This window comes from Azospirillum picis (assembly GCF_017876115.1).
GTDB lineage: Bacteria > Pseudomonadota > Alphaproteobacteria > Azospirillales > Azospirillaceae > Azospirillum > Azospirillum picis.
Genome location: NZ_JAGINO010000015.1, coordinates 141,261 through 164,782 on the forward strand (window position 1 = coordinate 141,261; position 23,522 = coordinate 164,782).

A 23,522-nucleotide genomic window follows, 5' to 3' on the forward strand; every position below is an offset into this window, starting at 1 on the left:
TTCGGGGCAGGGCGAGGGAACCCGGCGGCCCGAAGGGCCGGCAGCCTCGCCCGCTTGGACGAGGCTGGACGAGGCTGGGCGGGCGGGCTGCGGCGGTGCCGCGTGCCGCGAGGCGCGGTGGGCCCGGACGGGATTCCCGGCGGCCCCTCAGATCCGCTGTTCGGTCTTCGGGTCGAACAGGTTCGCGCGCGCCATGTCGATCATGAAGTCGGCGGTAGCGCCTTCGGTCACGCGGTCGCTCGGCTTGATGCGGGCCACCACCTCCTGGCCGTTCAACTGGATGTAGGTGATGGTGTCGGCCCCGGTCGGCTCCAGCACGTCGACGCGGCAGGACACCCGCGCGAGCGCCGGGTTGCCGGCGGCGGCGGCCGGGTCGTGGCAGGTGACCGCCTCCGGACGGATGCCGAGGATCACCTCCTGCCCCAGCCAGTGGCCGGCCTGGTCCGGCGCCTGGTCCGGCGTCTCGGGCAGCGGCAGGAACAGGCCGCGGTCGCGGCCGACGCTGACGCCGAGCCGGTCGCCCTCGGCCGACAGGGTGCCGCGCACGAAGTTCATGGTGGGGGAGCCGATGAAGCCGGCGACATACATGTTGGCCGGCCGCTCGTAGACCTCCTGCGGCGGGGCGAACTGCTGGACGACGCCCTCCTTCATGATGGCGATGCGGCTGGCCAGGGTCATCGCCTCGATCTGGTCGTGGGTGACGTAGACCACGGTGGTGCCGAGCCGCTGGTGCAGCTTCTTGATTTCGGTGCGCATGTCGACGCGCAGCTTGGCATCGAGGTTGGACAGCGGCTCGTCGAACAGGAAGATCTTGGGGTCGCGGACCAGCGCGCGTCCCATGGCGACGCGCTGGCGCTGGCCGCCGGAGAGCTGCGCCGGCTTGCGGTCGAGCAGGTGCTCGATCTGCAGGAGCTTGGCGACGCGGCGGACGGCGGTGTCGCGCTCGGCCTTGGACTGGCCGCGCATCTCCAGCGAGAAGCCGATGTTCCGCGCCACCGTCATGTTGGGGTAGAGCGCGTAGGACTGGAACACCATGGCGATGTCGCGGTCCTTGGGATGGACGCCGTTGACGACCCGCTGGTCGATGCGGATCTCGCCGGCGCTGATCGTCTCAAGCCCGGCGATCATGTTGAGCAGGGTGGACTTGCCGCAGCCCGACGGTCCCAGCAGGACCAGGAACTCGCCGTCGGCGAGGGTGAGGTCGATGCCCTTCAGGACTTCGACGGCGCCGTACTGCTTGCGGACGTTGTTGATGCTGAGAGTCGCCATCGGATGTCACCCCTTGACCGAGCCGGCGGTCAGGCCGCGGATGAAGTATTTGCCGGCGAGCACATAGACGACGAGGGTGGGCAGGCCGGCGATCATCGCCGCCGCCATATCGACGTTGTATTGCTTCACGCCGGTGGTGGTGTTGACCAGGTTGTTCAGCGCGACCGTCACCGGCTGGGCCCCGCCCGCCGCGAAGGAGGCGCCGAAGAGGAAGTCGTTCCAGATCTGGGTGAACTGCCAGATGATCGTCACCACCAGGATCGGAAGCGACAGCGGCAGCATGATCTTGGTGAAGATCTGGAAGAAGCCGGCGCCGTCGATGGTGGCGGCCTTCACCAGATCGTCCGGGATGCTGACATAGTAGTTGCGGAAGAACAGGGTGGTGAAGGCAAGGCCGTAGACGACATGGACGAGGACGAGGCCGCCGGTGCTGCCCGCCAGTCCCAGCACGCCCAGCGTCCGCGCCATCGGCAGCAGGATCACCTGGGAGGGCAGGAAACTGCCGAACAGGATCATGGCGAAGACGATGTTGGCGCCGCGGAAGCGCCACTTGGTCAGCGCGTAGCCATTCAGGGCGCCGAACAGCGTGGAGAGCACGACCGAGGGCACCACGATGGCGACCGAGTTGAGGAAATAGGGCGCCATGCCACGGCAATCGGCGCCGATGCAGGCACGGTTCCAGGCATAGCTCCAGGCGTCGAGGCTGAGCTCGCGCGGCAGCGACAGCAGCGATCCGGTGCGGATCTCCTCCGGGCTCTTGAAGGAGGTGGCGATCATCAGCAGCAGCGGCAGCAGGTAGTAGGCCGCGAACAGCGCCAGGATCAGGTAGAGGCCCCAGCGCGCCAGCCGCGCGCCGGTGCCCTGCGCCGGGGGCAGGGCGGAGGTCAGGCTAGACACGCTTGCCTCCCTTCAGTTCGGAATAGAGGTAGGGGACGATGATCGCCACCACGGTCGCCAGCATCATCAGCGCGCTGGCCGAGCCGATGGCGATCTGGTTGCGGCGGAAGGTCATCTCGTACATGAAGGTCGCCGGCAGGTCGGACGCATAGCCGGGGCCGCCGCCGGTCAGCGCCACCACCAGGTCGTAGCTCTTGACCGCGAGGTGGGCGAGGATGACGAAGGCGCTCATGAAGACCGGCCGGATCGAGGGCAGGACGATGCCCCAGTAGATGCGGGGCAGGCTCGCGCCATCGAGATAGGCCGCCTTGATGATCTCTTGGTCGACGCCGCGCAGCGCCGCCAGGAACAGCGCCATGACGAAGCCGGAACTCTGCCACACCGCGGCAATCACCAGCGTGTAGACGGCGGTGTCCTGCTGGACGATCCAGTCGAAGGTGAAGGCCGGGAAGCCGAGCGAGCGGACGAACTCCTGGATGCCGATGGTCGGGTTCAGGATCCATTTCCAGGCGGTGCCGGTGACGATGAAGCTGAGGGCCATCGGGTAGAGGTAGATGGTGCGCAGCACGCCCTCGCCGCGGATGCGCTGGTCGAGCAGGACCGCCAGCAGGATGCCGATGGCGAGGCTGATGCCGATGAACAGCCCGCCGAAGATCAGCAGGTTCTCGATGGCGACGTACCAGCGGCTGATCCGCCACAGCTTGGAGAAGGCGTCCGGCCCTACCAGCTCGTAGGACGGCAGCATCTTGGAGTTGGTGAAGCTGATGTAGACCGTCCAGGCGATGAAGCCGTAGACGAACAGCAGGATCGCCGCGAAGGACGGGGCGACCACCAGCTTGGACAGATGCCGCTGCGCCAGGGCGCGCAGCCCGGCCGGACGCGGCGGGGCGGCGTCGGCCGTCCCGGCCGGCGGCCGGTATGTTGGGTTCTGCAGGGTCATGGTGCGATCCTCGGTTCCCTCCCGCAACGGCGTGCCGTCGGATCGCCGGTTGCAGTCGTTTGCTTGGCGGTCACTGTACGCCGCCGATGGTGTGGAGGGCGGACAATTTGGTAACGCGGCGCTTTCGCGGGCACGGCGTTGTTACGTCGCTGTTACAAACACGCCATTCCGGATAGCGCTTTCATGTCAAGGCCATAGGCCAAAACCGCATATCGGTCAGACCGCTCGCGAGCGCCATGAGCGATCACGCGCATCAATGAGAGAGCGCTGAATATCGGATTGCTCCCGCCATCCTGACCTCGATCCACTCGGCTCCACGGACGTCGCGATCAAGGGCCGTCATGTCGGCCTGTTCGTAACCCGGCAGCATCCGTGTGTCGACGCCCTGACCGCGGTGGCGCGGGTCCACAAATCCGGGAGGAGGACAGGGCGGGCCAGGAGCCGGGCGGGCTTCTGGGCGGAGAACCCTGCAATCTTCATCACGGCAGAGATTTGGTTCCGGTGCTTTCGGTCCTGTTGCCGTGCCGGATGGATGCGGAATGTGCTTGCCGGGGGGCTTCCCATGAATGCCCGGGAACATGCATAGCGCATGTTGCGTTTGCGCCCGTTGACTCACGCAGAGGTAATGAGCAGTGTATGGTCATGGCATACGCAGCGTTGGCAATCGACGAGTTCCAGGGTAGCGGGGCCGGGCAACTGTTCGGCCCTGTTGCCAAGGCACTGGCTCAGACTGACGCGCGCAAAATGTCTGCCAAACTGGCGGAATTTGAAGCTGTCCTGCGCCAGGCCAATGCCGAAGGCGCAATGATGCTCAATCGGATCAGGTCGTCGGTTTCGGCGAAGCTGAATGTTCTGGAAAAAGCGAGCGCGGATGGACTGCATCTCGACATTCGGTCGCTTGGTGAGCGGCTGAATGCCGTCGAGCGTGAAGATGCTGCGGAAATTGATTCCCTTCTAAAGGAGCTTGGGCCTCTTTCCAAACAGGCGCGCCAGGTTTCTCCGGATTTGGCGCACTTCTTGAAAGTCGTCAAGGAGGACATAGAGGCCTACAAGGAGGCCTACATCAACGAGCGTCGATCCGTTCGTGCGCGGCTGCGTAAGATGGAAGAGCGTGCTAGCCGCATGCCGAAAGACCGCGGGAAGATAGAGAAGGCAACGAAGCTTTACAGCGAGGCGCTAAGCCAAGCCTTTGGCTATGCCAAGCTCACCAAAATCGATGTCCAGACAGAAGGTGATTTGCCTGTCTATGTGATGAAGATACAGGTGTCTCCTGCGTTGTATCGGGATGCCAAGCAGCTCGTGTCGCTGGAGCGTAAGGCGGAAGAGATCATCGAAAGCAAAGATCCTAGCCTTGTGGGCTTCCTCGCAATTCAATATGAGCCGATGACAAGTGCTGCCACGTGAGCTGTTGGCGGAGGCCAAGGAGATTGTTGCGCGTCAGGGAGCAGGAGAAGCAGCTTACAGAGCGGCAACGCATGCAGCCTATTACGCGCTCTATCACCTGATGTGCGACTACTTTAGCCTCGATCCTTCGAAGCGGGATGAGGCGAGTCATGCGGACATCATGAGAAGGCTTGATCAGCTCGACATCCCGTCTGCGAAGCCACACGCGACGAAGGCCAGGGCGAAGTACAGAAGCCTGTGGCGACTGCGCCGGCAGGCCGATTACTTCTTCAACGACCCCTATGATGACACACAAGCCGAATTGGCCATTGGCTATGCCGACGACGTGTTCAACTTGTACCCATAGACGGCCCTCGGCTGACTGTATGGGAAAGGGCCGCCCCAAGGAGCGGCCCTTTTTCATGCGGGAAACCGATGCGGATAGGGGTTGCGGGAAGCGCTGAGGTGGTCCCCTCGCCAACCTGCCCGCCATGACAGCCTGACAAGTCCGGCCAGACAAGCTTGGCCAGGCACGCCGGCAACCAGGAGCGCCTTCCCTGCTCCTGCCCCACGACGGGGGCACGATCCTGAATGGATTGCGGCAGCGCGTGCCCGTCGCTGTTACAGTCAAGCCGGGTCCGGTCAAGCCGAAGCCGGCTATGGTCGGCGCGGGGGTGGAATGGAAGGGAGGCGGACGATGAGGACGCTGTCGGTCGGGTTGCTGGGGTTCGGTCATGCCGGATCGGTGTTCCACGCGCCGCTGATCCTGGCGGAGCCCCGCTTGCGCCTCGCGGCGGTCGGCAGCTCGCGGGCCGACGAGATCCGCAGCGCGGTTCCGGGGGCCGTGGCGACGACCGCCGAAGCGATCATCGCCGATCCGGCGATCGACCTCGTGGTGGTGGCCACCCCCAACACCAGCCACGCGCCGCTGGCCCGCGCGGCGCTGCAGGCGGGCAAGCATGTCGTCATCGACAAGCCGATGGCCACCACGGCGGCGGAGGCGGACGAACTGGTCGACCTCGCGGCGCGCCAGGGACTGCTGCTCAGCGTCTTCCACAACCGGCGCTGGGACAACGATTTCCTGACGCTGCGCGCCTGCCTGGAGAGCGGGGCGGTCGGCCGGCCCTACCACTACGAGGCGCATTACGACCGGTTCCGGCCGCGGATCAAGCCGGGCTGGCGGGAACGGTCGCTGGCGGGGTCGGGGGTGCTGTTCGACCTGGGCGCCCACCTGATCGACCAGGCGCTGGTCCTGTTCGGCAAGCCCGACCGCATCCTGGCCGACGTGGCGAGCCAGCGGCCGGACACGCTGGTCGACGACTGGTTCCACATCGTGCTCGGCTACGGGCCGATGAGGGCGATCCTGCATTGCGGCACCGTGGTCTGCCGGCCGGGGCCGCGTTTCCAGCTTCACGGCGACGGCGGCAGCTTCCTCAAATACGGCATCGACGGACAGGAGGCTGCGCTGCGCGCCGGGCAGCGGCCCGGCGGTGCCGGTTTGGGTGGCGCCGGCTGGGGTGGCGCCGGCTGGGGTGGCGACGATCCGGCGAACCATGCGCTGCTGGTCGCCGCCGACGGCAGCGAGCAGAGGGTGGAGACGCTGGCGGGCGACTATCCCGCCTATTACCGCGGGATCGCCGCCGCCATCCTGGACGGCGGCGCCCCGCCGGTGACGGCGGAGTCCGCCCGCGACGTGCTGACGGTGCTGGAGGCTGTCCGCAAGGCGGCGGGAGCGGCGGGGTAGCGGGTGCCTCAACTCCGGCCGGGGATGCGGCGGCGCAGGAGCCTCACGGCGCCATGCAGCACCAGGCCGACCAGGCAGAGATGAAGGACGATCGCGAACATCTGCGCCGTCTCGAAGGAATTGATGCGGCTGACCAGCAGGTAGCCGAGCCCGGAACTGCCCGAGACGAACTCCGCCACGACGGTCCCGACCAGCGACAGGACGATGCCGACCTCAAGCCCCGCGAAGACGAAGGGCAGGGCGTAGGGAAGTTCCAGCCGCCGGAGCAGTGGCAGCCGGCCGGCACCGAACGAGGCCATGATGTCGCGCAGCCCCTCCGGGACCGAGCGGATGCCGAGCAGCGTGTTCATCATGACCGGGTAGAAGGGCAGGATGGCCGCCGTGAGCACCTTCGGTCCGAGGCCGAAGCCGAGCCACACCACGAACAGCGGAATCAGCGCGACCTTCGGAAACACCTGGAAGGCGACGATGAAGGGCGAGGACAGCCTTTCCAGCGTCGGCGACAGCGACAGCAGGATCCCGGCCGCGATGCCGAAGCCGGCGGCCAGGAGGAAGCCGGCCAGCGTGCCGAGGACGGTCAGGCCGGTGTGCAGCCAGGCACCGGGTGAGAGCAGAAGTGCGCCCCACTCCGCCAGCACCGGCCCGGGGGCGGGCAGGATGAAGCCCGAAACCCGCCAGTGCGTCACGAAGCCGTTCCAGGCGAGCAGGGCGAGCGCCAGCAGGCAGGGCGTGGTGAGCCAGGGCGACAGCAGCCGGCGGCGCCACGCCCGGTCCTGTCCCGGCCGTCCGGAGGCCTGCCGAGTCATGCCTGCCCCATCAGGGCGGACATGCGTTCGTGCAGGTGGCGCACGACCTGCTGGAATTCCGGGGTGAACATCAGCTCGGGCTCGCGCGGACGGGGAAAGCGCAGCTCGACCAACTCGGCGATGCGGCCCGGACGCGGCGCGAACAGAACCACGCGGTCGGCGAGGAACGCCGCCTCGGCGATGGAATGGGTGACCAGGATGATGGTCTTGCCCGTCTCCAGCCAGAGCTTCTGCAGTTCGAGGTCGAGCGCCTCGCGCGAGATCGCGTCGAGTGCAGCGAAGGGCTCGTCCATCAGCAGGATGTCGGGATCGCAGGACAGCGCACGGGCGATGGCGACGCGCTGGCGCTGGCCGCCTGAAAGCTCGTGGGGCAGGCGGGAGCCGAGGTCCCCGGCACCGGCCAGCGCCAGCATCGCCTGCGCGCGTGCCGTCCGCCGGCCCCGCTCCGATCCGCCCCGCAATTCCAGCGGCAGCAGCACATTCTCCTCGGCGGTGAGCCAGGGAAACAGGTTCGCGTCCTGCAGGACCAGCCCCAGACGGCAGAGCAGGGCCTTGCGGCAGCGCCCGCCGCTGCTCCACAGGGGCTCGCCGGAGATGAGGATGCCGCCCGAACTCGGCGGCAGCAGGCCGGCAATCATGCGCAGCAGCGTGGTCTTGCCGCAGCCGGACGGGCCGAGGAGGACGAGGAACTCCCCACCGCCGACAGCCAAGCTGGTCGGCAGCAGCGCGCTGACGCCGCCGCCGTAGTCCTTCCCGACGCCGTCGAGCCGGATCAGGACGTCGGGAGGCTCCGCCATCGTCAGCGCACGTCGACGAACCGGTTGGTGTAGAAGGCGGACGGGTCGAGGCCGCCCGGCACGTAGTTGCCGGAAACCATGACGTCGTAGGCGCTCCGCCAGCGCGACGGCACATTGCGCAGCAGGTTCTCCCGGCCTTCGGCCAGCAGGAACCGGAGGTTCTCCCGGTAGATCGCCATCGCGCGGTCACGGTCCCTGGCCTCGGCGATGTCGAAGCGGCTCAGCGCGTCCAGGGCGTCCGCCTCGGAGACCGTGCCGTCGACGAGGCCGGAGACGGCGGCGCGGACCGCGGCGATGAAGCGGTGCAGGGTCTCGCCCTGCCGGTCGAGCACCTCGCGGCGGACGGAGTAGCAGAAGCCGGGGGTGGGCAGGACATCGTCGGTGTTCCAGACATCGACCGGCCGCCCCGACAGCCGCAGCGCGACCGCGATGCTGGGCGTCACGAAGTAGGCGTCGATCCGCTTCTGGTCGATCAGGTCGACGCCGGCGGGGGAGTTGCCCACGACCACCCGCTGCACGGCCGCCCGGTCGACGCCGTTGGCGAGAAGCATCATGTCGAGCAGGATTTCCGTCGTGCCGCCGACCGACTGGATGCCGATGGTCCTGCCCGGCATGTCCTGCGGCGTCCGCACCGGGCGGTCCGGCGAACTGACGACGAACCAGGGGGAGCTCTGCTGCACCGTGCCGATGGCGACCAGATCGCCAGCCTGCTTCGCGCTGGCACGGATGTGGTCGACGGCGCCGATGCGGCCGACCAGGGCATTGCCGGCCATCACCTGCTGCAAGGCCATCGCCGACCCGCGCCCTTCCTCGACGCGGACCTCCAGTCCCTGCCGTTCGAAGTGGCCGGCGGCCTGTGTAAAGAGAATGTCGGCAAAGGCCAGAAGAAGCTGCGACGGCATGACGATTGTCAACGCGTCCGCCGCGCGCGCACCGAGCGGGCCGACCGACGCCAGCAGCAACCCCGCCGAGGCGCCTTTCAGGATTTCCCGTCGATTCAACGTCATGAATGCCCCTGCTGGTGACGCCGGAGACGCTGTCGCGCCTGCCGGCACCGCCGCGATCTGCGACAGCGACGCATATTGCGGTCCGCCGCCGGCCTTGCCAAGGTTCTTCGGCACCGCTCAGGCTGGCGCCGGGCCGGGAGAGGGCGTCGGGCGGCCTGCCGGCGTAAAGCCCTTTACAACGATTTACTCGTCCGCCGCCCGCCGGCCTGCCACAGTTCCTCCAGCAAAACGCAAACAGGAGCAGGTGCCATGGCTGCGCTTTCCACCTATCGCGAGGTCCGGCCGTCCGCGCTGCTGCACCAGCCGCGGCCGGAGCCGTCGCCGGCCATGCAACGGCCGGCCATGCCGTCGGGCCAGGTGCCGGACGAGGTCGAGAGGCAGGTCGAACTCTGCGTCAGGGGCCTGGTCAATGCGGTGACCGCGGCCAAGATGGCGGCCGAGGCGCGGCGGCGCTGGATGAGGATCAACGGCAGCGGCTGTACCGAAGCGGCGCGGATGCAGGCGTTGCTTGCGGCCGAGAACGGCCGCGTCAGCGACATGGCGCACCGCATCATCGACCTTCTCGATTCCGCGCATCTTGCGGTTCCGGCCGTGGCGGCCGAATAGGGATGCCGCCGTGCCGGCCGGGCCGCCGTGCCCGTGCCGATCGTCTGCAGGGTGCCGGAATGGAAAAGCTGTTTCACCCCGTCAATATCGGGGCTCTCGATCTCGCCCATCGGGTCGTGATGCCGGGGATCGTCGATTACCGGCGTGCCGCCTCGTCCGGCCCGGCCGACGCCGGTGCCTGCGATTGCGTGCGCCGGGCGGCGCCGGGCGGGCTGGTCTTCACGCCGCCGGTGCCGGTCTCGTCCCGCGGCGCCCTTCCTCCCTTCACGGACGGGTTCGACGCCCCCGCGGCAGCCGGGGTGCTGGGCGAGGCGGTCGCCATGGCCCATGCCAAGAGTGCGAGGATCGTCGCCCGGCTGTGGCATGCGGGACAGGACGCGGGCCTCTTGGACGATGCCGGCATCGATCTGGTGCTTGAGGATTACCGCCGCGCCGCCCGGCACGCCCGGCGGCTGGGATTCGACGCGGTGGAACTCGACGCCGCCGACGGGGCGCTGCCGGACCGGTTCCTGCAGGACGGCGCCAACTGCCGCCGGGACCGTTATGGCGGGCCGGTCCAGAACCGGCTGAACCTGCTTGCCGAACTCGCGGACCTCCTGGTCGCCGAGTGGGGGGCGGAGCGCGTCGGCGTGCGCCTGTCGCCGTTCGGCACCTATCGCGGCATGTCGGACACCGACCCGCCGGCATTGTTCGAGGCGGTGCTCGGCATGCTCGCCGGGCAGGAGATCGCATTCATCCATCTCGTCCGCACCGACGCCGACGGGGCGGCGCTCGGCCATCTGCCATACGAGCAACCCGGCTTCGGCGGCCGCCTCCGTGCCGCCTTCCCATCGGCCATCATCGTGTCCGGCGACTTCCCGCGCGACTGCGCCGTGGACCTGGTCCGCCGCCGATGGGCGGACGCGATCGGGGTCGAGGACGGTCCGCTGGCGGCGGAAGCCGCCACGCTGGCGCCGCGCTGAGCCCATCCCGGGGACTGCCCGGCTGGCGATGCCCCTGCGGCTTCCTGGTTGGCGGATTGACCTTTTGCTATACGCCCGTATTCTGACGGTGCCCTGCGCAAAGGCGGAGACGGCGGACGAGGCGGCTCGGCCCGCAGCCGGCGGGGACGTCGCGAGAGGTCATGGGCAGGTGCTCGGAATGGGGCGGGACGAGGTTGCGTTCGGGCCGTTCAGCTATTCCCCGGAAGGGGGGCTGGCGAAGGACGGCAGGGCCGTAAAGCTGGGCAGCCGCGCCCTTGCCATCCTGAAGGTCCTGCTGGAGCAGAGCGGAGACATCGTCAGCAACCGCGACATCATGGCCAGGGTTTGGCCGGGCATGTTCGTGGAGGAGGCGAACATCCGCGTCCATATCGGCGCGTTGCGCAAGACGCTGGGCAAGAACGACGCCGGCGCCGATTTCATCGAGAACATCCCGGCCCAGGGGTACCGCTTCGCCGGGCCGCTCCGCACCGTTTCCGGCGCCGGGCGCGGCGGCCCCGCGGCGCCGGATGCCGAGGCGGCCACCGTCGCGGTCCTGCCGAGAAACCTCGACCGGCTGGTCGGCCGCGAGAAGACGATCGCCGACATCGTGCAGAAGGTGACGGAGAAGGGGTTCGTCACCATCACCGGCGTCGGCGGCATCGGAAAGACCAGCGTCGCCATCGAGACGGCGCGGCTGCTGGCGGACAGCCACCCCGACGGTGTCCACTTCGTCGATCTCAGCACCCTGTCCGAACCGTCGCTGCTGCGCCCGACGATCGCACAGGCCATGCGGCTGTCCGGCGCCGGCAGGACGGAAGCCGACGGGTTCCTCGCGGCGATCCGCGGGCTGAAGGCGCTGCTGGTGCTCGACAATTGCGAGCACCTGATCGAGGACGTCGTTCCGCTCGCCGAAGGCATCCTGATGACGGCGCCCGGCATCCGCCTGTTGGCGACCAGCCGCGAGATCCTGCGCGCCCAGGGTGAATGGGTCTTCCGTTTGCCGCCCCTGCTGGTTCCGCCGGGTGACGAGCGGGCGCCGACCGCCGAGCAGGCGATGGACTATTCCGCGGTGGAGCTGTTCGTCGAGCGGGTGACCTCCGGCGACGGCTCGTTCGAGCTGTCGGATGCCGACGCCCCGGCGGTGGCGGAACTCTGCCGCTATCTCGACGGCGTGCCGCTCGCCCTCGAACTGGCGGCCGCACGCGTGCCGATGCTGGGCATCCACGGGCTGGTGGCGAGCCTGGACCGCGTGTTCGACGTCCTGCGCGGCGGGCGGCGGACCGCGCTCCAGCGCCACCACACCCTGCGGGCGACGCTGGAGTGGAGCTACCGCCTGCTGGACGAGCGCGAGCGGACGGTGCTGGACCGGCTTTCCACCATCCGCGGCGCCTTCTCGGGCGTGCTGGCGGCCGGCGTCGCCGCCTATGGCGCCGTCGGCGAGGAGGACGTGGTCGACGGGATCGCGGAACTGGCCAAGAAGTCGCTGGTTTCCGTCGAGCACCGGAACAGGACCGTCCAGTTCAGGCTGCTGGAGACCACCCGCCAATATGCCGCCGAGCGGCTGGAGGAGAGCGGCGACGGCGACATCGTCCGCCGCAACCTCGCGCTCTGCCTGTGCCGGATGCTGGAGGAGTCGCAGTCGACCAACACCGCCGCCTGGCGCACCATTTACGACGGGCGGGTCGATGATGTGCGCGGCGCCCTGGAATGGTCGCTGTCGCCGGCCGGCGATCCGGGGATCGCCGTCGAACTGACCATCGCGTCGGCGCCGATGTGGTTCCAGCTTTCCTTGACCGACGAGTTCGGCCGGCGGGCCGAGAAGACGCTGGCGGCGGTACGGCAGGCGCCGCAGCCCGACCTGCGATCAGAAATGGCGCTGACCGCCCATCTGGGGCCGGCGCTGTGGAACTCGCAGGGGCCGACGCCGGCGGTCAAGGAGATCCTCGGGCGCGGGCTGGAGCTGGCGCACCTGCATGGAGAGACCGGATACCAGCGCCGCGCCCTCTGGGGCCTCTGGCTCTACCATCAGGCGCTGGAGGAGGATCGCGAGGCGCTCGACGCCGCCGAGCGGTTCGGAACGCTGCTGGGCCTGCCGGCGGATCCCAACGCCGAGTCGATGCATCAGCGCATGATGGCGCTGAGCCTGCTGACGCTCGGCGAGTTCGATCAGGCGTTGGCCTTCGCCGACCTTTGCCTGAGCGGGCCGGCGCCGACACGGGGGTCGAGCCTGCGCGGCTACCAGTTCGAGCAGAGGATCGTCGCCCAAACCCACGTCGCCCGCATCTCCTGGATCAAGGGCTATCCCGACCGTGCGCGGGAGGCGGCGCAGGAGGCCGTGGAGCAGGCGCTCGCCTCCGGCCACGCCTTGTCCTTGTGCTTCGCCCTGTCGCTGGGCGCCTGTCCGGTCTTCTCCTGGTGTGGCGACCATGATCTGGTCGCGAAGTACGCCGACATGCTGGTCGACAAGACCGGCGAGGCGTCGCTGGTCGTGTGGCACAGCTACGGGCTGTGCTTCCAGATGGCGCTGGAGGCGCGGGATTGCCCCGATCCGCGGATCGCCGTCCTCCGCCGGTCGGCGCGCTTTGCCGAGCTGCAGAAGGGCAAGCGGCTGAGGATGCTGGCGACCGTCGCCCCACGGTTGGTTCCACGCGACATCCTGGCCGGCATGGCCACGGGCGCGACCAACTGGGCGACGGCCGAGCTGCTGCGGTTGCAGGCGGAGGACATCGCAAGGGAGGACGGCCCGGCCGCGACCATCGAGGCCCTGCTGGCGCGGTCGCTGGAGCTGGCCGGTGCCCAGGGCGCGGCATCCTGGCGCCTGCGCACGGCGACCAGCCTGGCGCGCCGCCACCGCGGAGCGGGGCGCGTCGACGCGGCGCTGGCGGTGCTCTCGCCTGTCTTCGACGGCTTCAGCGAAGGGCATGACACGCCCGACCTGCGAGACGCGGCGGCGCTGCTGGCTGACCTGCGGGGCGGTCGGTGGTAGGCTGCCGAACGGTGGGCCGGTAAGGGCGGGCCGGCAGGCGGATCGGCCGGGATGCCGACACTTGGCGGCCTCTGCCGCTCCCGGATGAACGTCCGGCGAGCCGGCGGCGCGCCAGGGGTGAAGATGGACGAGAGCTCAAGCCTGCTGACGAGGGCGAAGCGGTGGGCGCGCACCCTCAAGCGCGACGTGATCGCCATTTCGCTGGCCGCCGGGGATCCGCGCACGCCGTGGCCCGCCCGGCTCGTCGCCTTGTGCGTGGTGGCCTACGCGCTGTCCCCGATCGACCTCATTCCGGATTTCGTGCCGGTGCTGGGCTACCTCGACGATCTCATCATCGTGCCGCTCGGCATCCTGCTGGCCATCCGCCTGATCCCGCCCGACGTGATGACCGAGCACCGCGCGGCCGCCGAGGGGCGCGAGGGCAGGCGGCCGGCCAGCTATGCCGGAGCGGCTTTCATCCTGGCGGTGTGGCTGGCCGCGGCGGCCGGGCTGTCATGGTGGTTCGCCAAGGAGGTTTTACCGCAATGACCGGGCGCATCGGGGGCGTCGCCGGAGCCTGCCGGTCCCTGCCTGCTGAAACCGCCACCTGCAGCGGCCGGGGGGCCGGATGAGCGGGGAAGCCGAGGGCCGTGCCCACCCGCACCTGGAAGAGCGCCGGGCGGTCTGGGAAGCCTTGTCGATGATGTACCTGGATGCGGACGTCGCGTCCTCGCGCGAATGGCGGATTGCCGCGCTCGCGGCCTCGCCATACAGCCCAACGGAGATGGACGCCATCCTGCGTGACGAGGTTCACCCCGTCTGCTTCCCGAACCTGCTCAGCCCGGCCGGGGAGTGGAGCGGCTTCGATCCCGTCTGGCTGGAGCAGGCGATCCGCAATCGCAGGAACGGCTGGGGTTCCAGGCTTCTGGCCGCAATCAGCCGGACGCTGCCGGTCGCCTTTCCCCGGGAGGAGTGGGAGGCGACGCGGCAGGGGGTCATCGCCCTCCGCCGCGGTGCCGGGCCGCCGCAGCGCTGAGCGGCATGCGCTGCGGCCGGCTGGCCGGGTGCCCTACTCCCGGCCGAGTGCGCCATCGACGCGTCGCCAGATGCCGAGCGGATTGCCGTCGCGCAGGGCTTCCGGCAGCAGCTCGGCCGGCAGGTCCTGGTAGCAGACCGGGCGGAGGAAACGGCGGATCGCCAGCGTGCCGACCGAGGTGGTGCGGCTGTCGGAGGTCGCCGGGAAGGGGCCGCCATGCACCATGGCATGGCACACCTCGACGCCGGTCGGCCAGCCATTGGCCAGGAGGCGGCCGGCCTTGCGCTCCAGCACCGGCACCAGGCCGGCCACCGCGGCGGCATCGGCGGCGTCCATCTGCAGCGTCGCGGTGAGCTGGCCCTCCAGCCGCTCCGCCACCTTGCGCATCGTGGCGACGTCGGGGCAGCGGATCAGCAGCGAGGCGGCGCCGAACACCTCCTCCTGCAGCGCGGCATCGGCCAGGAACTGCTCCGCCGTCGTGGCGAAGAGGGCGGCCTGGGCCTGGTTGGGGCCGCTGCAGGCAAGCCCGCGCGCCAGCGTCGCCACCGCCGTGCTGCCGGCCAGCGCGGCGACGCCGCTGTCGTAGGCGGCATGGATGCCCGGCGTCAGCATGGTCAGCGCCGCGCTGCCGCCCAGCGCCTCGACCGCCGTCGCGACGAAGCGGTCGAGGTCGGGGCCGTCGACGCCCAGCAGGATGCCGGGGTTGGTGCAGAACTGCCCGGCCCCCATGGTCAGCGAGGCGACGAACGCCTTGCCCAGCGCCTCGGCGCGGGCCGCCAGCGCCGCCGGCATCAGGAAGACCGGATTGATGCTGCTCATCTCGGCATAGACCGGGATCGGCTCCGGCCGCTTGGCCGCCACCTCCATCAGCGCCAGCCCGCCGCGGCGCGAGCCGGTGAAGCCGACCGCCTTGATGCGCGGATCGGCGACCAGGGCGGTGCCGATCGGGTTGCCGGTGCCGAACAGCAGCGAGAAGACGCCCTCGGGCAGGCCGCAGGACGCCACCGCCGCCTGGATGGCGCGGCCGACCAGCTCGGAGGTGCCGGGATGGGCGGAATGGCTCTTGACCACCACCGGGCAGCCGGCGGCGAAGGCCGAGGCGGTGTCGCCGCCGGCCACCGAGAAGGCGAGCGGGAAGTTGGAGGCGCCGAAGACGGCGACCGGGCCGAGCGGGATGTGGCGCTGGCGCAGGTCGGACCGGGGCAGCGGCGCGCGCTGGGGCAGGGCGGGGTCGATGCGGGCGTCGAGCCAGCTTCCCTCGCGCACGACCTGGGCGAACAGGCGGAGCTGCCCGACGGTGCGGGCGCGTTCGCCCTCCAGGCGCGGTCGCGGCAGGCCGCTTTCGGCCATGGCGCGGGTGATCAGCTCGTCGCCGATGTCGAGGATGTTCTGGGCGACGGTCTCCAGGAAGGCCGCCCGCTGCTCCAGGCCGGTTTCGCGGAATGCGTCGAAGGCGGCCTCGGCCAGGGCGCAGGCGCGCTCCACCTCGGCCGGGCCGCCGCCGCCGAAGACGGGATCGAGGGCTTCGCCGGTGGCGGGGTCGATGGCGCGGATGTCGCCGTCACGGCCATGGTGGCTGGCGGCGCCGATCAGCATGTCGCCGGTGATGGGCATGGGGAGGCTCCTTCGGGGCGAGAGGTATATTGCCCCCACCCCGGCCCTCCCCCGCTGGGCGGGGGAGGGAGAGAACCCCTTTCCTGCAAAGCGGGGGAGGGATGGGGAGGGGGCATCGTGGCGACGGCGCGTTACCGCGCCCAGCGCAGGACCAGCGGGTCCAGGCGGCGGGCGGCGTCGAGCAGGCCGGCGCGGGTGGCGCGGTGGACCGGGCTCAGCGGGTGGCGGACGGCATCGCAGGCGATGATGCCACCCTCCTTCATCAGCACCTTGGCGGTGGCGATGCCGCATTGCCGGTTCTCGTGGTTGATCAGCGGCAGCCAGCGGCCGTAGGCCGCCACCGCGGCCTCGCGGTCACCGGCGAGATAGGGATCGACGATCTGGCGGATGCCGTCGGGATAGCCGCCACCGGTCATGGCGCCGGTGGCGCCGGCATCCAGGTCGGCCAGCAGGGTGATCGCCTCCTCGCCGTCCCAGGGTCCTTCGATGGCGTCGCCGCCGAGTTCGATCAGGGTGCGCAGCTTCCCGGCGGCCTGCGGCACCTCGATCTTGAAGTAGGAGACCTGGGCGATCTCGCGGGCCATGCGGGCGAGCAGCTCGGCCGACAGCGAGGTGCCGCTGACCGGGGCGTCCTGGATCATGATCGGGATGTCAATGGCGTCGGACACCCGGCGGAAGAACTCGACGATGCCGGCCTCGGGCACGCGGATGGTTGCGCCATGGTAGGGCGGCATCACCATCACCATGGCGGCGCCGAGCTCCTGGGCGCGCCGGCTGCGCTCGGCGCAGGCACGGGTGCTGAAATGGGTGGTGGTGACGATGACCGGCACGCGGCCGGCGACGTGGCCGAGGATGGTCTCCATCAGCACCGTGCGCTCGTCGTCGCTTAGGACGAACTGCTCGGAGAAGTTGGCGAGGATGCACAGGCCGTTGGAGCCGGCGTCGATCATGAAGTCGACGCAGCGCTTCTGGCCGGCGAGGTCGAGGTCGCCCGTCTCGGTGAAGATGGTGGGGACGACGGGGAACACCCCGCGATAGGGACGTGTCATCGGTTTCCTCCCTTTGCGGCTTCAGCGGCCGTCATGTCAATGGCCGTCAGATCAATTGCCATCAGGTCAATGGTTGTCCCGCGGCACCGGTGCCCCGCTGCATCCGACCAGGAAGTCGAGGTCGGCGCCGCGGTCGGCCTGCAGCACATGGTCCAGGTACATCTTCACATAGCCGCGCTCGGCGTGCGGCGTCGGCGGCACCCAGGATGCCCGGCGCTCCGCCAGTTCCTCGTCGCTGACATGCAGGTGGAGGAGGCGCTTGTCGACGTCAAGCGTGATGGTGTCGCCGTTGCGCACCAGGGCCAGCGGACCGCCGACCGTGGCCTCCGGCGCCACATGCAGCACGACGGTACCGTAGGCGGTGCCGGACATCCGCGCGTCGGAGATGCGCACCATGTCGCGCACCCCCTGGCGCAGCAGCTTGGCCGGCAGCGGCATGTTGCCGACCTCGGCCATGCCGGGATAGCCCTTCGGCCCACAGTTCTTCAGCACCATGATGCAGGACGCGTCGATGTCCAGAGCCTCGTCGTTCACGGCGGCCCGCATCTCCTCGACCGTCTCGAACACCACGGCGCGGCCGGTGTGCCGCATCAGCTCCGGCGAGGCGGCCGAGGGCTTGATCACCGCGCCGTCGGGGCAGAGGTTGCCGCGCAGGATGGCGATGCCGGCGTCGGGCTTGAACGGCGCCTGGAAGGGCGTGATGACGTCGGCGTTCCAGCAGGGGGCGTTCCGCACATTCTCCCACATGGTCCTGCCGTTGACGGTCGGGGCGTCGCGGTTCAGCAGCCCCTGCTCGCCCAGGCTGCGCAGGACGGCGGGCAGCCCGCCGGCATAATAGAAATCCTCCATCAGGAAGCGGCCGGACGGCATCAGGTCGACCAGGCAATGGACCTCGCGGCCCAGCCGGTCGAAATCGTCGAGCGTCAGCGGCACGCCGACGCGGCCGGCGATGGCCAGCAGATGCACCACGGCGTTGGTCGAGCCGCCGATCGCCGCCAGCGTGCGGATGGCGTTCTCGAACGCTTCGCGCACCAGGATCCTCGACATGGTCAGGTCATCGCGCACCATCTGGACGATGCGGCGGCCGGCCATGCGCGCCAGCTCGTTGCGGCGGGCGTCGGAGGCCGGGATGGCGGCATTGCCGGGAAGCCCGATGCCGAGCGCCTCGACCATCGACGCCATGGTCGAGGCGGTGCCCATGGTCATGCAGTGGCCGGAGCTGCGGTTCATCGCGCTCTCGGCCTCGTGGAACTCCTCCAGCGTGATCTCGCCGGCGCGGAGCTGTTCGCTCATCGAGATGATGTTGGTGCCGGAACCGATGGTCCGGCCGTGATAGTGGCCGTTGAGCTGCGGCCCGCCCGAGACGCCGATGGTCGGCAGGTCGGCCGAGGCGGCGCCCATCAGCAGCGCCGGCGTGGTCTTGTCGCAGCCCATCAGCAGCACGACGCCGTCCAGCGGATGGGCGCGCACCGCCTCCTCGACGTCCATGGCGGCAAGATTGCGGTAGAGCATCGCAGTCGGGCGCATGGTCACCTCGCCCAACGAGGAGACCGGGAACTCCAGCGGGTAGCCGCCGGCCTCCAGCACCCCGTAGCGGACATGCTGGGCGATGTCGCGGAAGTGGGCGTTGCAGGGCGTAAGTTCGGACCAGGTGTTGCAGATGCCGATGACCGGCTTGCCTTCGAACTGGTCCTGGGGCGTACCGCCGTTCTTCAGGAAGGAGCGGTAATAGAACCCCATCTTGTCCTGGCGGCCGAACCAAGCCTGGCTGCGCAGTTTCTTGCCGGAGCTGCTGTCTGACATGGCTGAGCTTCTTCGTATCTCGGGGATATGGGGGGGAACCTAGGGCATGGTCGATATAACTGTCTAATGCTCGTTTTGCCCGTTTCGATATGCATTCGGATATCGTGGATAGGCAAGGCGGGCCGGGGCGGGCCGGTCAGTGGCCGAACCAGGCGGCGGGAACCATGACCAGGGAGGGGAACAGGGTGAGCAGGAGCAGGACCACGAGCTGCACGACCATGAAGGGCCAGACGCCGCGCACCACCTCCTCCATGCTGACCTTCGAGACGCCGCAGACGACGTTGAGCACGGTGCCGACCGGCGGGGTGATCAGGCCGATGGCGTTGTTGACGATGAACAGCACGCCGAAATAGACGGGATCGATGCCGGCCTCCCGGCACACCGGCACCAGGATCGGCGTCAGGATGAGGATGGTCGGCGTCATGTCCATCGCCGTGCCGACCGCCACCACCAGCGCCATCATCGCCAGCAGCAGCAGCGTCGGGCTGTCCATCAGCGGTTCCAGCAATTCCGTCACCATGCCCGGCAGGTCGGCCACGGTGATCAGCCAGGACGACACCAGCGCCGCCGCCACCAGGAACATGACGACGCTGGTGGTCTTCGCCGCCCCGACCAGCGCCGGGTAGATGTCGGCGACGGTCATCTCGCGATAGACGCAGACGGCGACGAACAGCGAGTAGACCGCGGCCACCACCGCTGCCTCGGTCGGCGTGAAGACGCCCATCTTCAGCCCGACGATGATGATCACCGGCAGCATCAGCGCCCAGACGCCATCGCGCAGGATCGCCAGCACCTCGCGCGGCGAGCGGCGCGGCGGCGGCGTCACGTTCTCCTTGCGCGAGACGTACCACCAGGCGCCGCACAGGCCGATGCACAGCAGGATGCCGGGCACGATGCCGGCGAGGAACAGCTTGGTGATCGAGACGTTGCCGGCGACGCCGTAGATGACGAAGCCGATGGAGGGCGGGATGATCGGCGCCACGATGGCGCTGGCGGAGATCAGGCCGGCCGAGCGCGAGCGGTCGTGGCCGGCGGCCACCATCATCGGCACCAGCAGGGTGGCGAGTGCCGCGGCATCGGCGACGGCCGAGCCGGACAGGCTGGCCATCACCGCGGCGGCGAGGATGGCGACGAAGCCGAGACCGCCCCTGATGTGGCCGACCAGCGCCATGGCGAGGGCGACGATCCGCCTCGCCAGACCGCCGGTGTTCATGATCTCGCCGGCCAGCATGAAGAAGGGAACGGCCATCAGCGGGAAGCTGTCGGCGCCGTTGATCAGGTTCTGCGCCACGATCTGGGCGTCGAACAGGTCGAGATGGATCATCAGCGCCACGCCGCACAGCAGCAGGGCATAGGCGATCGGCATGCCGACGGCCATGGCTCCCAACAGGGAGCCGAGGAAGATGGTGATGGTCATGACCGGACCTTCTCAGCGGCTGGAGGCGGTGCGGGCGGCGAGCGGCGACGCGTCGCGATGCGTGCGGTGGCCGCCGGTGTGGAGGTCGTGCGCGGCGTCCTCCGGCAGATCCTCGCTCTCCGCCACCATCAGCAGGTCGGCATCGGTGGCCTTGCCGGTCAGCACGCGGTAGAGCTCGTGCAGCAGGATGGCGCCGGTCGAGACGCCGAACACCACGCCGACGCCGTAGACCAGCGCCATCGACATGCCGGTGGCCGGCGACCAGACCTCAAGGTTGATGACGGTCTGTGCCCAGCTCCCCTGCAGGATCAGCCCGGTGATGTAGAGCATCATGCCGTAGCTGAGCACCGCGCAGGCGATCCGGCCCGCCCGCGGCAGCCGCGCCACCAGCGTGTCGACGCCGAGATGGGCGCGCTCGCGCAGGCCGACGACGGCCCCGATGAAGCAGAGCCAGACGAACAGCAGGCGTGAGACCTCCTCCGAGGCGGTGATGCCGCTGTTGAAGCCGTAGCGCAGGACGACGTTGCCGAACACCAGTACGACCATGCCGGCCAGACACAGCGCCATCAGCAGTTTCAGAAGTTTGAAATAGGCCTCGACCAGTTTCGTCATGCCGTCTCTTCCTCTGGCTTCGACGTCCGGTGGCGCCCGGAGCTGCCGGGCGCCGCCGGTCGGGGGCGGTTATTGGCCGGCGCGCATATGGTCGAGCTGGTCCTGCATCTGCTGCACCAGCTCGGGATTGATGGAGGCGGCGAGCTTCTCGGTCACCGGCTTCAGCTTTGCGGCGATGCGGGCCTTCTCGCCGTCGGGCAGTTCGGTCACCACCATGCCCTTGGCCTTGAGGGATTCGGCGACCTTGGCCGTCATCTCGCGCGAGACGGCGCGCTGGTAGGGCTTCACCTCCTCGGCGGCATCGGTCAGGATCTGGCGTTCGTCGGGAGACAGCTTGTCCCAGAACTTCTTACCCGCCAGCACGATCAATGGGTTGTAGGAGTGGTTGGTGATCGTCAGGTACTTCTGCACCTCGTTGAACTTGGCGGACTCGATGGTGACCAGCGGATTCTCCTGGCCGTCGACCGCCCCGCTCTCCAGCGCGGTGTAGAGCTCCGGCAGCGGCATCGGCACCGCGTTGGCACCCAGCGCGTTGAAGGTGTCGATGTAGAGCGGCGACTGCAGGACGCGGATCTTCAGGCCTTCGACGTCCTCCAATTTGGCGATCGGGTGGCGGTTGTTGGTCAGGTTGCGGAAGCCGTGTTCCCAATAGGACAGGCCGACCAAGCCCTTGTCGGGCAGCATGCCGGTCAGCGTCTTGCCGACCGGGCCATCGAGGACCGCATCGCTTTCCCTGGTGTCGCGGAAGATGAAGGGCAGCTCGAAGATCGAGAATTCCTTGACGAGCCCGGCCAGCAGCGACGGTGCCATCATCGACATCTCGACGGTGCCGCCCTGGAGCGCCGAGACGGTCTGGATGTCGCCACCCAGCACGCCGCTGGCGAAAGGCTTGATCTTCAGCTTGCCGCCGCTCTTCTCCTTGACGATCTCCGCGAATTTCTGCGCCCCGAGGCCCCAGTGGCTGTCGATGGTCTGGACGAAGGCGAACTTGATGGTGCGGCTCTGGATGTCGGCGGCCGTGGCGGTGCCGATGCCGCTGAGGGAGGCGGCCAGGACCAGTGCCGAGCAGCAGGTTTTCAGAAAGCTTGTCATCATGCGCCTCCTCTTGCGTCCGCCCGATAGACGCGGGGGCGGACTTATGGGGATCATCGGCAGGACCGACGTCGTGGAAGCGACCGGGCAGAGAGAGGCCGGCCGTTTGTCCGCATGTTTGCGCGGCGAACAAACGATTGAGCTACAGGCTGAACCAATATGTGTCCAATATGGTTTTCAGCAGAACCGATATCAGAATTGGCATTACGTGGGTTGTGCACGGGCGCCGGCCTACGTGCGGGGGCGTTCGGAGAGGACGCGGGAGCGCCATGATCGTCGGCCATCAAGCCTCGAAATCCCCGTCGGCGCTCGTCGTCACGATGGGATCGAAGCGAGGCCGGGAGGTGAATCCGCCAACATGTGGCGCCCGCTATGGCTGGACTGCCGGGCCTGCCGGATCATCGGGCGCCTCCCCGGGGGAACCCCAATCGGCGGACGCAGCCGCCTGCTAGAGTCTGCCTGGTGCTTATTGAAGAACCAGGCAGACTTTAGGCTTTTGGTCTTCCGTGTGAGTCACGTTTCAAGCGATGCCGCTTGAAACGATCACACTCCAAATCAGGGGCTTCCAGGCTTCAGCGCGGCCAGCCCGTCGGTGATCCCCTTGGTGGAGACTGGGATGGCGACGGTCTGCTGGCCGTTGTAGGGGCGCAGCAGGATCTGCGCGCCCTTGGACTTGCGCAGGGCGTTCAGCGCCTTGTCGTCGAGGGCCATGTTGGCGATGCAGCCCTCCTGCAGGCATTGTTGCAAAGCCAGCACCAGCGGCGCCCCGTCGTCGATCCGCAGCGCCGCCCCGGCCCGCAGGTCGATCCCCAGCGGCAGGATCGCCACCATCACCGGCTTGCCGTCCGGAGCGAGATAGCCCACCGAGACCTTGAGCAGCCGGGTGGGCTGGCCGCTCTGCTGGTCCTGCACCACCCGCGTCTGCGACACGAAGCAGCGGGGCTTGCCGTCGGCCGGCGTCTCGCACTCGCTCTGCCAGTCGCCGAAGCCCTTCCCCGGCTCGACGGCCAGGGCGGGAGCGCCGGCGGCGATGAGGAGCGGGAGCGCCGCCAGCGCTCCCGCCCACGTGGATGAAGGACGGCTCCTCACAGCTTCCAGCGCAGGCCGGCGGTTGCGGAGACGCTGTTGGCATGGGCACGCAGCTCGTCCTGCACCGTGACGCCGGCGCTCAGCCGCTCGTCCAGGTCGACCGCCAGCCCGGCGCCGAGCAGTGCGGCGTCGCGGCCGGGGGTGGCCGACTGCACGCGGAAGGCAACCCCGGACAGGCGGTTGGTGCTGTCCGCCGTCACGTCGGCGAAGTCGTGCGCCCACGCCGCCGAGGCGCTCGGCCGCAGCGTCCAGCCCCCCAGCGTCACCGCCGTTCCCGCCCCCACCCCGATGCTGCTGCGCACGCTGGTCCAGGCCGACGCCTCCACCGACAGCGCCGCCGCGCCGCCATCCTCGGTGAAGCCGCCGCGGGTGATGCGATCCAGCCGCAAGCCCGCCCGCGGCTCGATCCAGGCACTGCCGGCCAGCGCCATCCG

22 protein-coding genes are annotated in these 23,522 nt (G+C 69.0%); 8 read left to right on the forward strand and 14 right to left on the reverse strand.

Going from position 1 to position 23,522, the window contains the following annotated elements; genetic code table 11:
* Positions 1-147 precede the first annotated feature (147 nt).
* From J2850_RS19585 to J2850_RS19595, 3 genes are read right to left on the reverse strand one after another with little or no spacing between them, the layout of a single operon-like run.
* The gene (locus J2850_RS19585; RefSeq protein ID WP_209984979.1) at positions 148-1,269 is read right to left on the reverse strand and encodes an ABC transporter ATP-binding protein; all 1,122 of its coding nucleotides are present in this window, start codon (positions 1,267-1,269) and stop codon (positions 148-150) included.
* A gap of 6 nt (positions 1,270-1,275) precedes the next feature.
* A complete protein-coding gene (locus J2850_RS19590; RefSeq protein WP_211113977.1) occupies positions 1,276-2,157 on the reverse strand; it encodes a carbohydrate ABC transporter permease in 882 nt (293 codons plus the stop codon).
* 1 nt (position 2,158) lies between these two features.
* Complete coding sequence (locus J2850_RS19595) at positions 2,159-3,106, reverse strand: carbohydrate ABC transporter permease (protein WP_246513244.1); 948 nt, start codon at positions 3,104-3,106, stop codon at positions 2,159-2,161.
* A gap of 642 nt (positions 3,107-3,748) precedes the next feature.
* On the opposite strand from J2850_RS19595, the gene J2850_RS19600 reads away from it, so the two are divergent.
* The 3 genes from J2850_RS19600 to J2850_RS19610 all read left to right on the forward strand — a co-directional run bounded on the left by J2850_RS19600 (position 3,749) and on the right by J2850_RS19610 (position 6,233).
* Complete coding sequence (locus tag J2850_RS19600; protein WP_209984985.1) at positions 3,749-4,510, forward strand: hypothetical protein; 762 nt, start codon at positions 3,749-3,751, stop codon at positions 4,508-4,510.
* The gene (locus J2850_RS19605; RefSeq protein WP_209984990.1) at positions 4,497-4,856 is read left to right on the forward strand and encodes a hypothetical protein; all 360 of its coding nucleotides are present in this window, start codon (positions 4,497-4,499) and stop codon (positions 4,854-4,856) included. Before J2850_RS19600 ends, J2850_RS19605 begins: the two co-directional genes overlap by 14 nt.
* 330 nt (positions 4,857-5,186) lie before the next feature.
* Positions 5,187-6,233, forward strand: a complete 1,047-nt coding sequence (locus J2850_RS19610) for an oxidoreductase (RefSeq protein WP_209984992.1) — start codon at positions 5,187-5,189, stop codon at positions 6,231-6,233.
* 8 nt (positions 6,234-6,241) lie between these two features.
* Here J2850_RS19610 and J2850_RS19615 read toward each other — a convergent pair whose 3' ends face one another.
* The 3 genes from J2850_RS19615 to J2850_RS19625 are packed head-to-tail and all read right to left on the reverse strand — an operon-like array spanning position 6,242 to position 8,843.
* A complete protein-coding gene (locus J2850_RS19615; protein ID WP_209984995.1) occupies positions 6,242-7,039 on the reverse strand; it encodes an ABC transporter permease in 798 nt (265 codons plus the stop codon).
* Complete coding sequence (locus J2850_RS19620; protein ID WP_209984998.1) at positions 7,036-7,836, reverse strand: ABC transporter ATP-binding protein; 801 nt, start codon at positions 7,834-7,836, stop codon at positions 7,036-7,038. The genes J2850_RS19615 and J2850_RS19620 overlap by 4 nt, the downstream gene beginning before the upstream one ends.
* A 2-nt stretch (positions 7,837-7,838) precedes the next feature.
* The gene (locus J2850_RS19625; RefSeq protein WP_209985001.1) at positions 7,839-8,843 is read right to left on the reverse strand and encodes an ABC transporter substrate-binding protein; all 1,005 of its coding nucleotides are present in this window, start codon (positions 8,841-8,843) and stop codon (positions 7,839-7,841) included.
* A gap of 249 nt (positions 8,844-9,092) precedes the next feature.
* Between J2850_RS19625 and J2850_RS19630 the strand changes: the two genes are divergently transcribed.
* The 5 genes from J2850_RS19630 (at position 9,093) to J2850_RS19650 (ending at position 14,412) form a co-directional block, all read left to right on the forward strand.
* Positions 9,093-9,449: a hypothetical protein gene (locus J2850_RS19630; protein WP_209985004.1), complete on the forward strand. Its 357-nt coding sequence runs from the start codon at positions 9,093-9,095 to the stop codon at positions 9,447-9,449.
* Positions 9,450-9,508: 59 nt separating this feature from the next.
* A complete protein-coding gene (locus tag J2850_RS19635; protein ID WP_209985008.1) occupies positions 9,509-10,411 on the forward strand; it encodes an oxidoreductase in 903 nt (300 codons plus the stop codon).
* Between the two features lie 178 nt (positions 10,412-10,589).
* Positions 10,590-13,397, forward strand: a complete 2,808-nt coding sequence (locus J2850_RS19640) for an ATP-binding protein (protein ID WP_209985010.1) — start codon at positions 10,590-10,592, stop codon at positions 13,395-13,397.
* A gap of 123 nt (positions 13,398-13,520) precedes the next feature.
* Positions 13,521-13,925 carry a YkvA family protein gene (locus J2850_RS19645; RefSeq protein ID WP_370878945.1) on the forward strand — a complete coding sequence of 135 codons (405 nt, stop codon included), beginning with the start codon at positions 13,521-13,523 and terminating at the stop codon, positions 13,923-13,925.
* A 79-nt stretch (positions 13,926-14,004) separates the two neighbouring features.
* On the forward strand, positions 14,005-14,412 hold the full coding sequence (locus J2850_RS19650; RefSeq protein ID WP_209985014.1) for a DUF7079 family protein: 408 nt from the start codon (positions 14,005-14,007) through the stop codon (positions 14,410-14,412).
* A gap of 33 nt (positions 14,413-14,445) precedes the next feature.
* Here J2850_RS19650 and J2850_RS19655 read toward each other — a convergent pair whose 3' ends face one another.
* The 8 genes from J2850_RS19655 to J2850_RS19690 all read right to left on the reverse strand — a co-directional run.
* Positions 14,446-16,026: an aldehyde dehydrogenase (NADP(+)) gene (locus J2850_RS19655; RefSeq protein ID WP_209985016.1), complete on the reverse strand. Its 1,581-nt coding sequence runs from the start codon at positions 16,024-16,026 to the stop codon at positions 14,446-14,448.
* Positions 16,027-16,157: 131 nt separating this feature from the next.
* Positions 16,158-17,075: a dihydrodipicolinate synthase family protein gene (locus tag J2850_RS19660; protein ID WP_209985018.1), complete on the reverse strand. Its 918-nt coding sequence runs from the start codon at positions 17,073-17,075 to the stop codon at positions 16,158-16,160.
* Positions 17,076-17,141: 66 nt separating this feature from the next.
* Complete coding sequence (locus J2850_RS19665) at positions 17,142-18,878, reverse strand: IlvD/Edd family dehydratase (RefSeq protein WP_209985020.1); 1,737 nt, start codon at positions 18,876-18,878, stop codon at positions 17,142-17,144.
* A gap of 136 nt (positions 18,879-19,014) precedes the next feature.
* Positions 19,015-20,295 (reverse strand): TRAP transporter large permease subunit, encoded by a 1,281-nt coding sequence (locus tag J2850_RS19670; RefSeq protein WP_209985023.1) that lies wholly within the window; start codon positions 20,293-20,295, stop codon positions 19,015-19,017.
* A gap of 12 nt (positions 20,296-20,307) precedes the next feature.
* Positions 20,308-20,907, reverse strand: a complete 600-nt coding sequence (locus J2850_RS19675) for a TRAP transporter small permease (RefSeq protein WP_209985025.1) — start codon at positions 20,905-20,907, stop codon at positions 20,308-20,310.
* Between the two features lie 69 nt (positions 20,908-20,976).
* Positions 20,977-22,002 carry a TRAP transporter substrate-binding protein gene (locus J2850_RS19680; protein ID WP_209985028.1) on the reverse strand — a complete coding sequence of 342 codons (1,026 nt, stop codon included), beginning with the start codon at positions 22,000-22,002 and terminating at the stop codon, positions 20,977-20,979.
* Between the two features lie 552 nt (positions 22,003-22,554).
* Positions 22,555-23,088, reverse strand: coding sequence for an invasion associated locus B family protein (locus tag J2850_RS19685; protein WP_209985030.1), 534 nt, complete (start codon positions 23,086-23,088; stop codon positions 22,555-22,557).
* On the reverse strand, positions 23,085-23,522 hold a 438-nt coding region (locus J2850_RS19690), incomplete at its 5' end, for an autotransporter outer membrane beta-barrel domain-containing protein (RefSeq protein ID WP_209985033.1). The genes J2850_RS19690 and J2850_RS19685, both read right to left, overlap by 4 nt.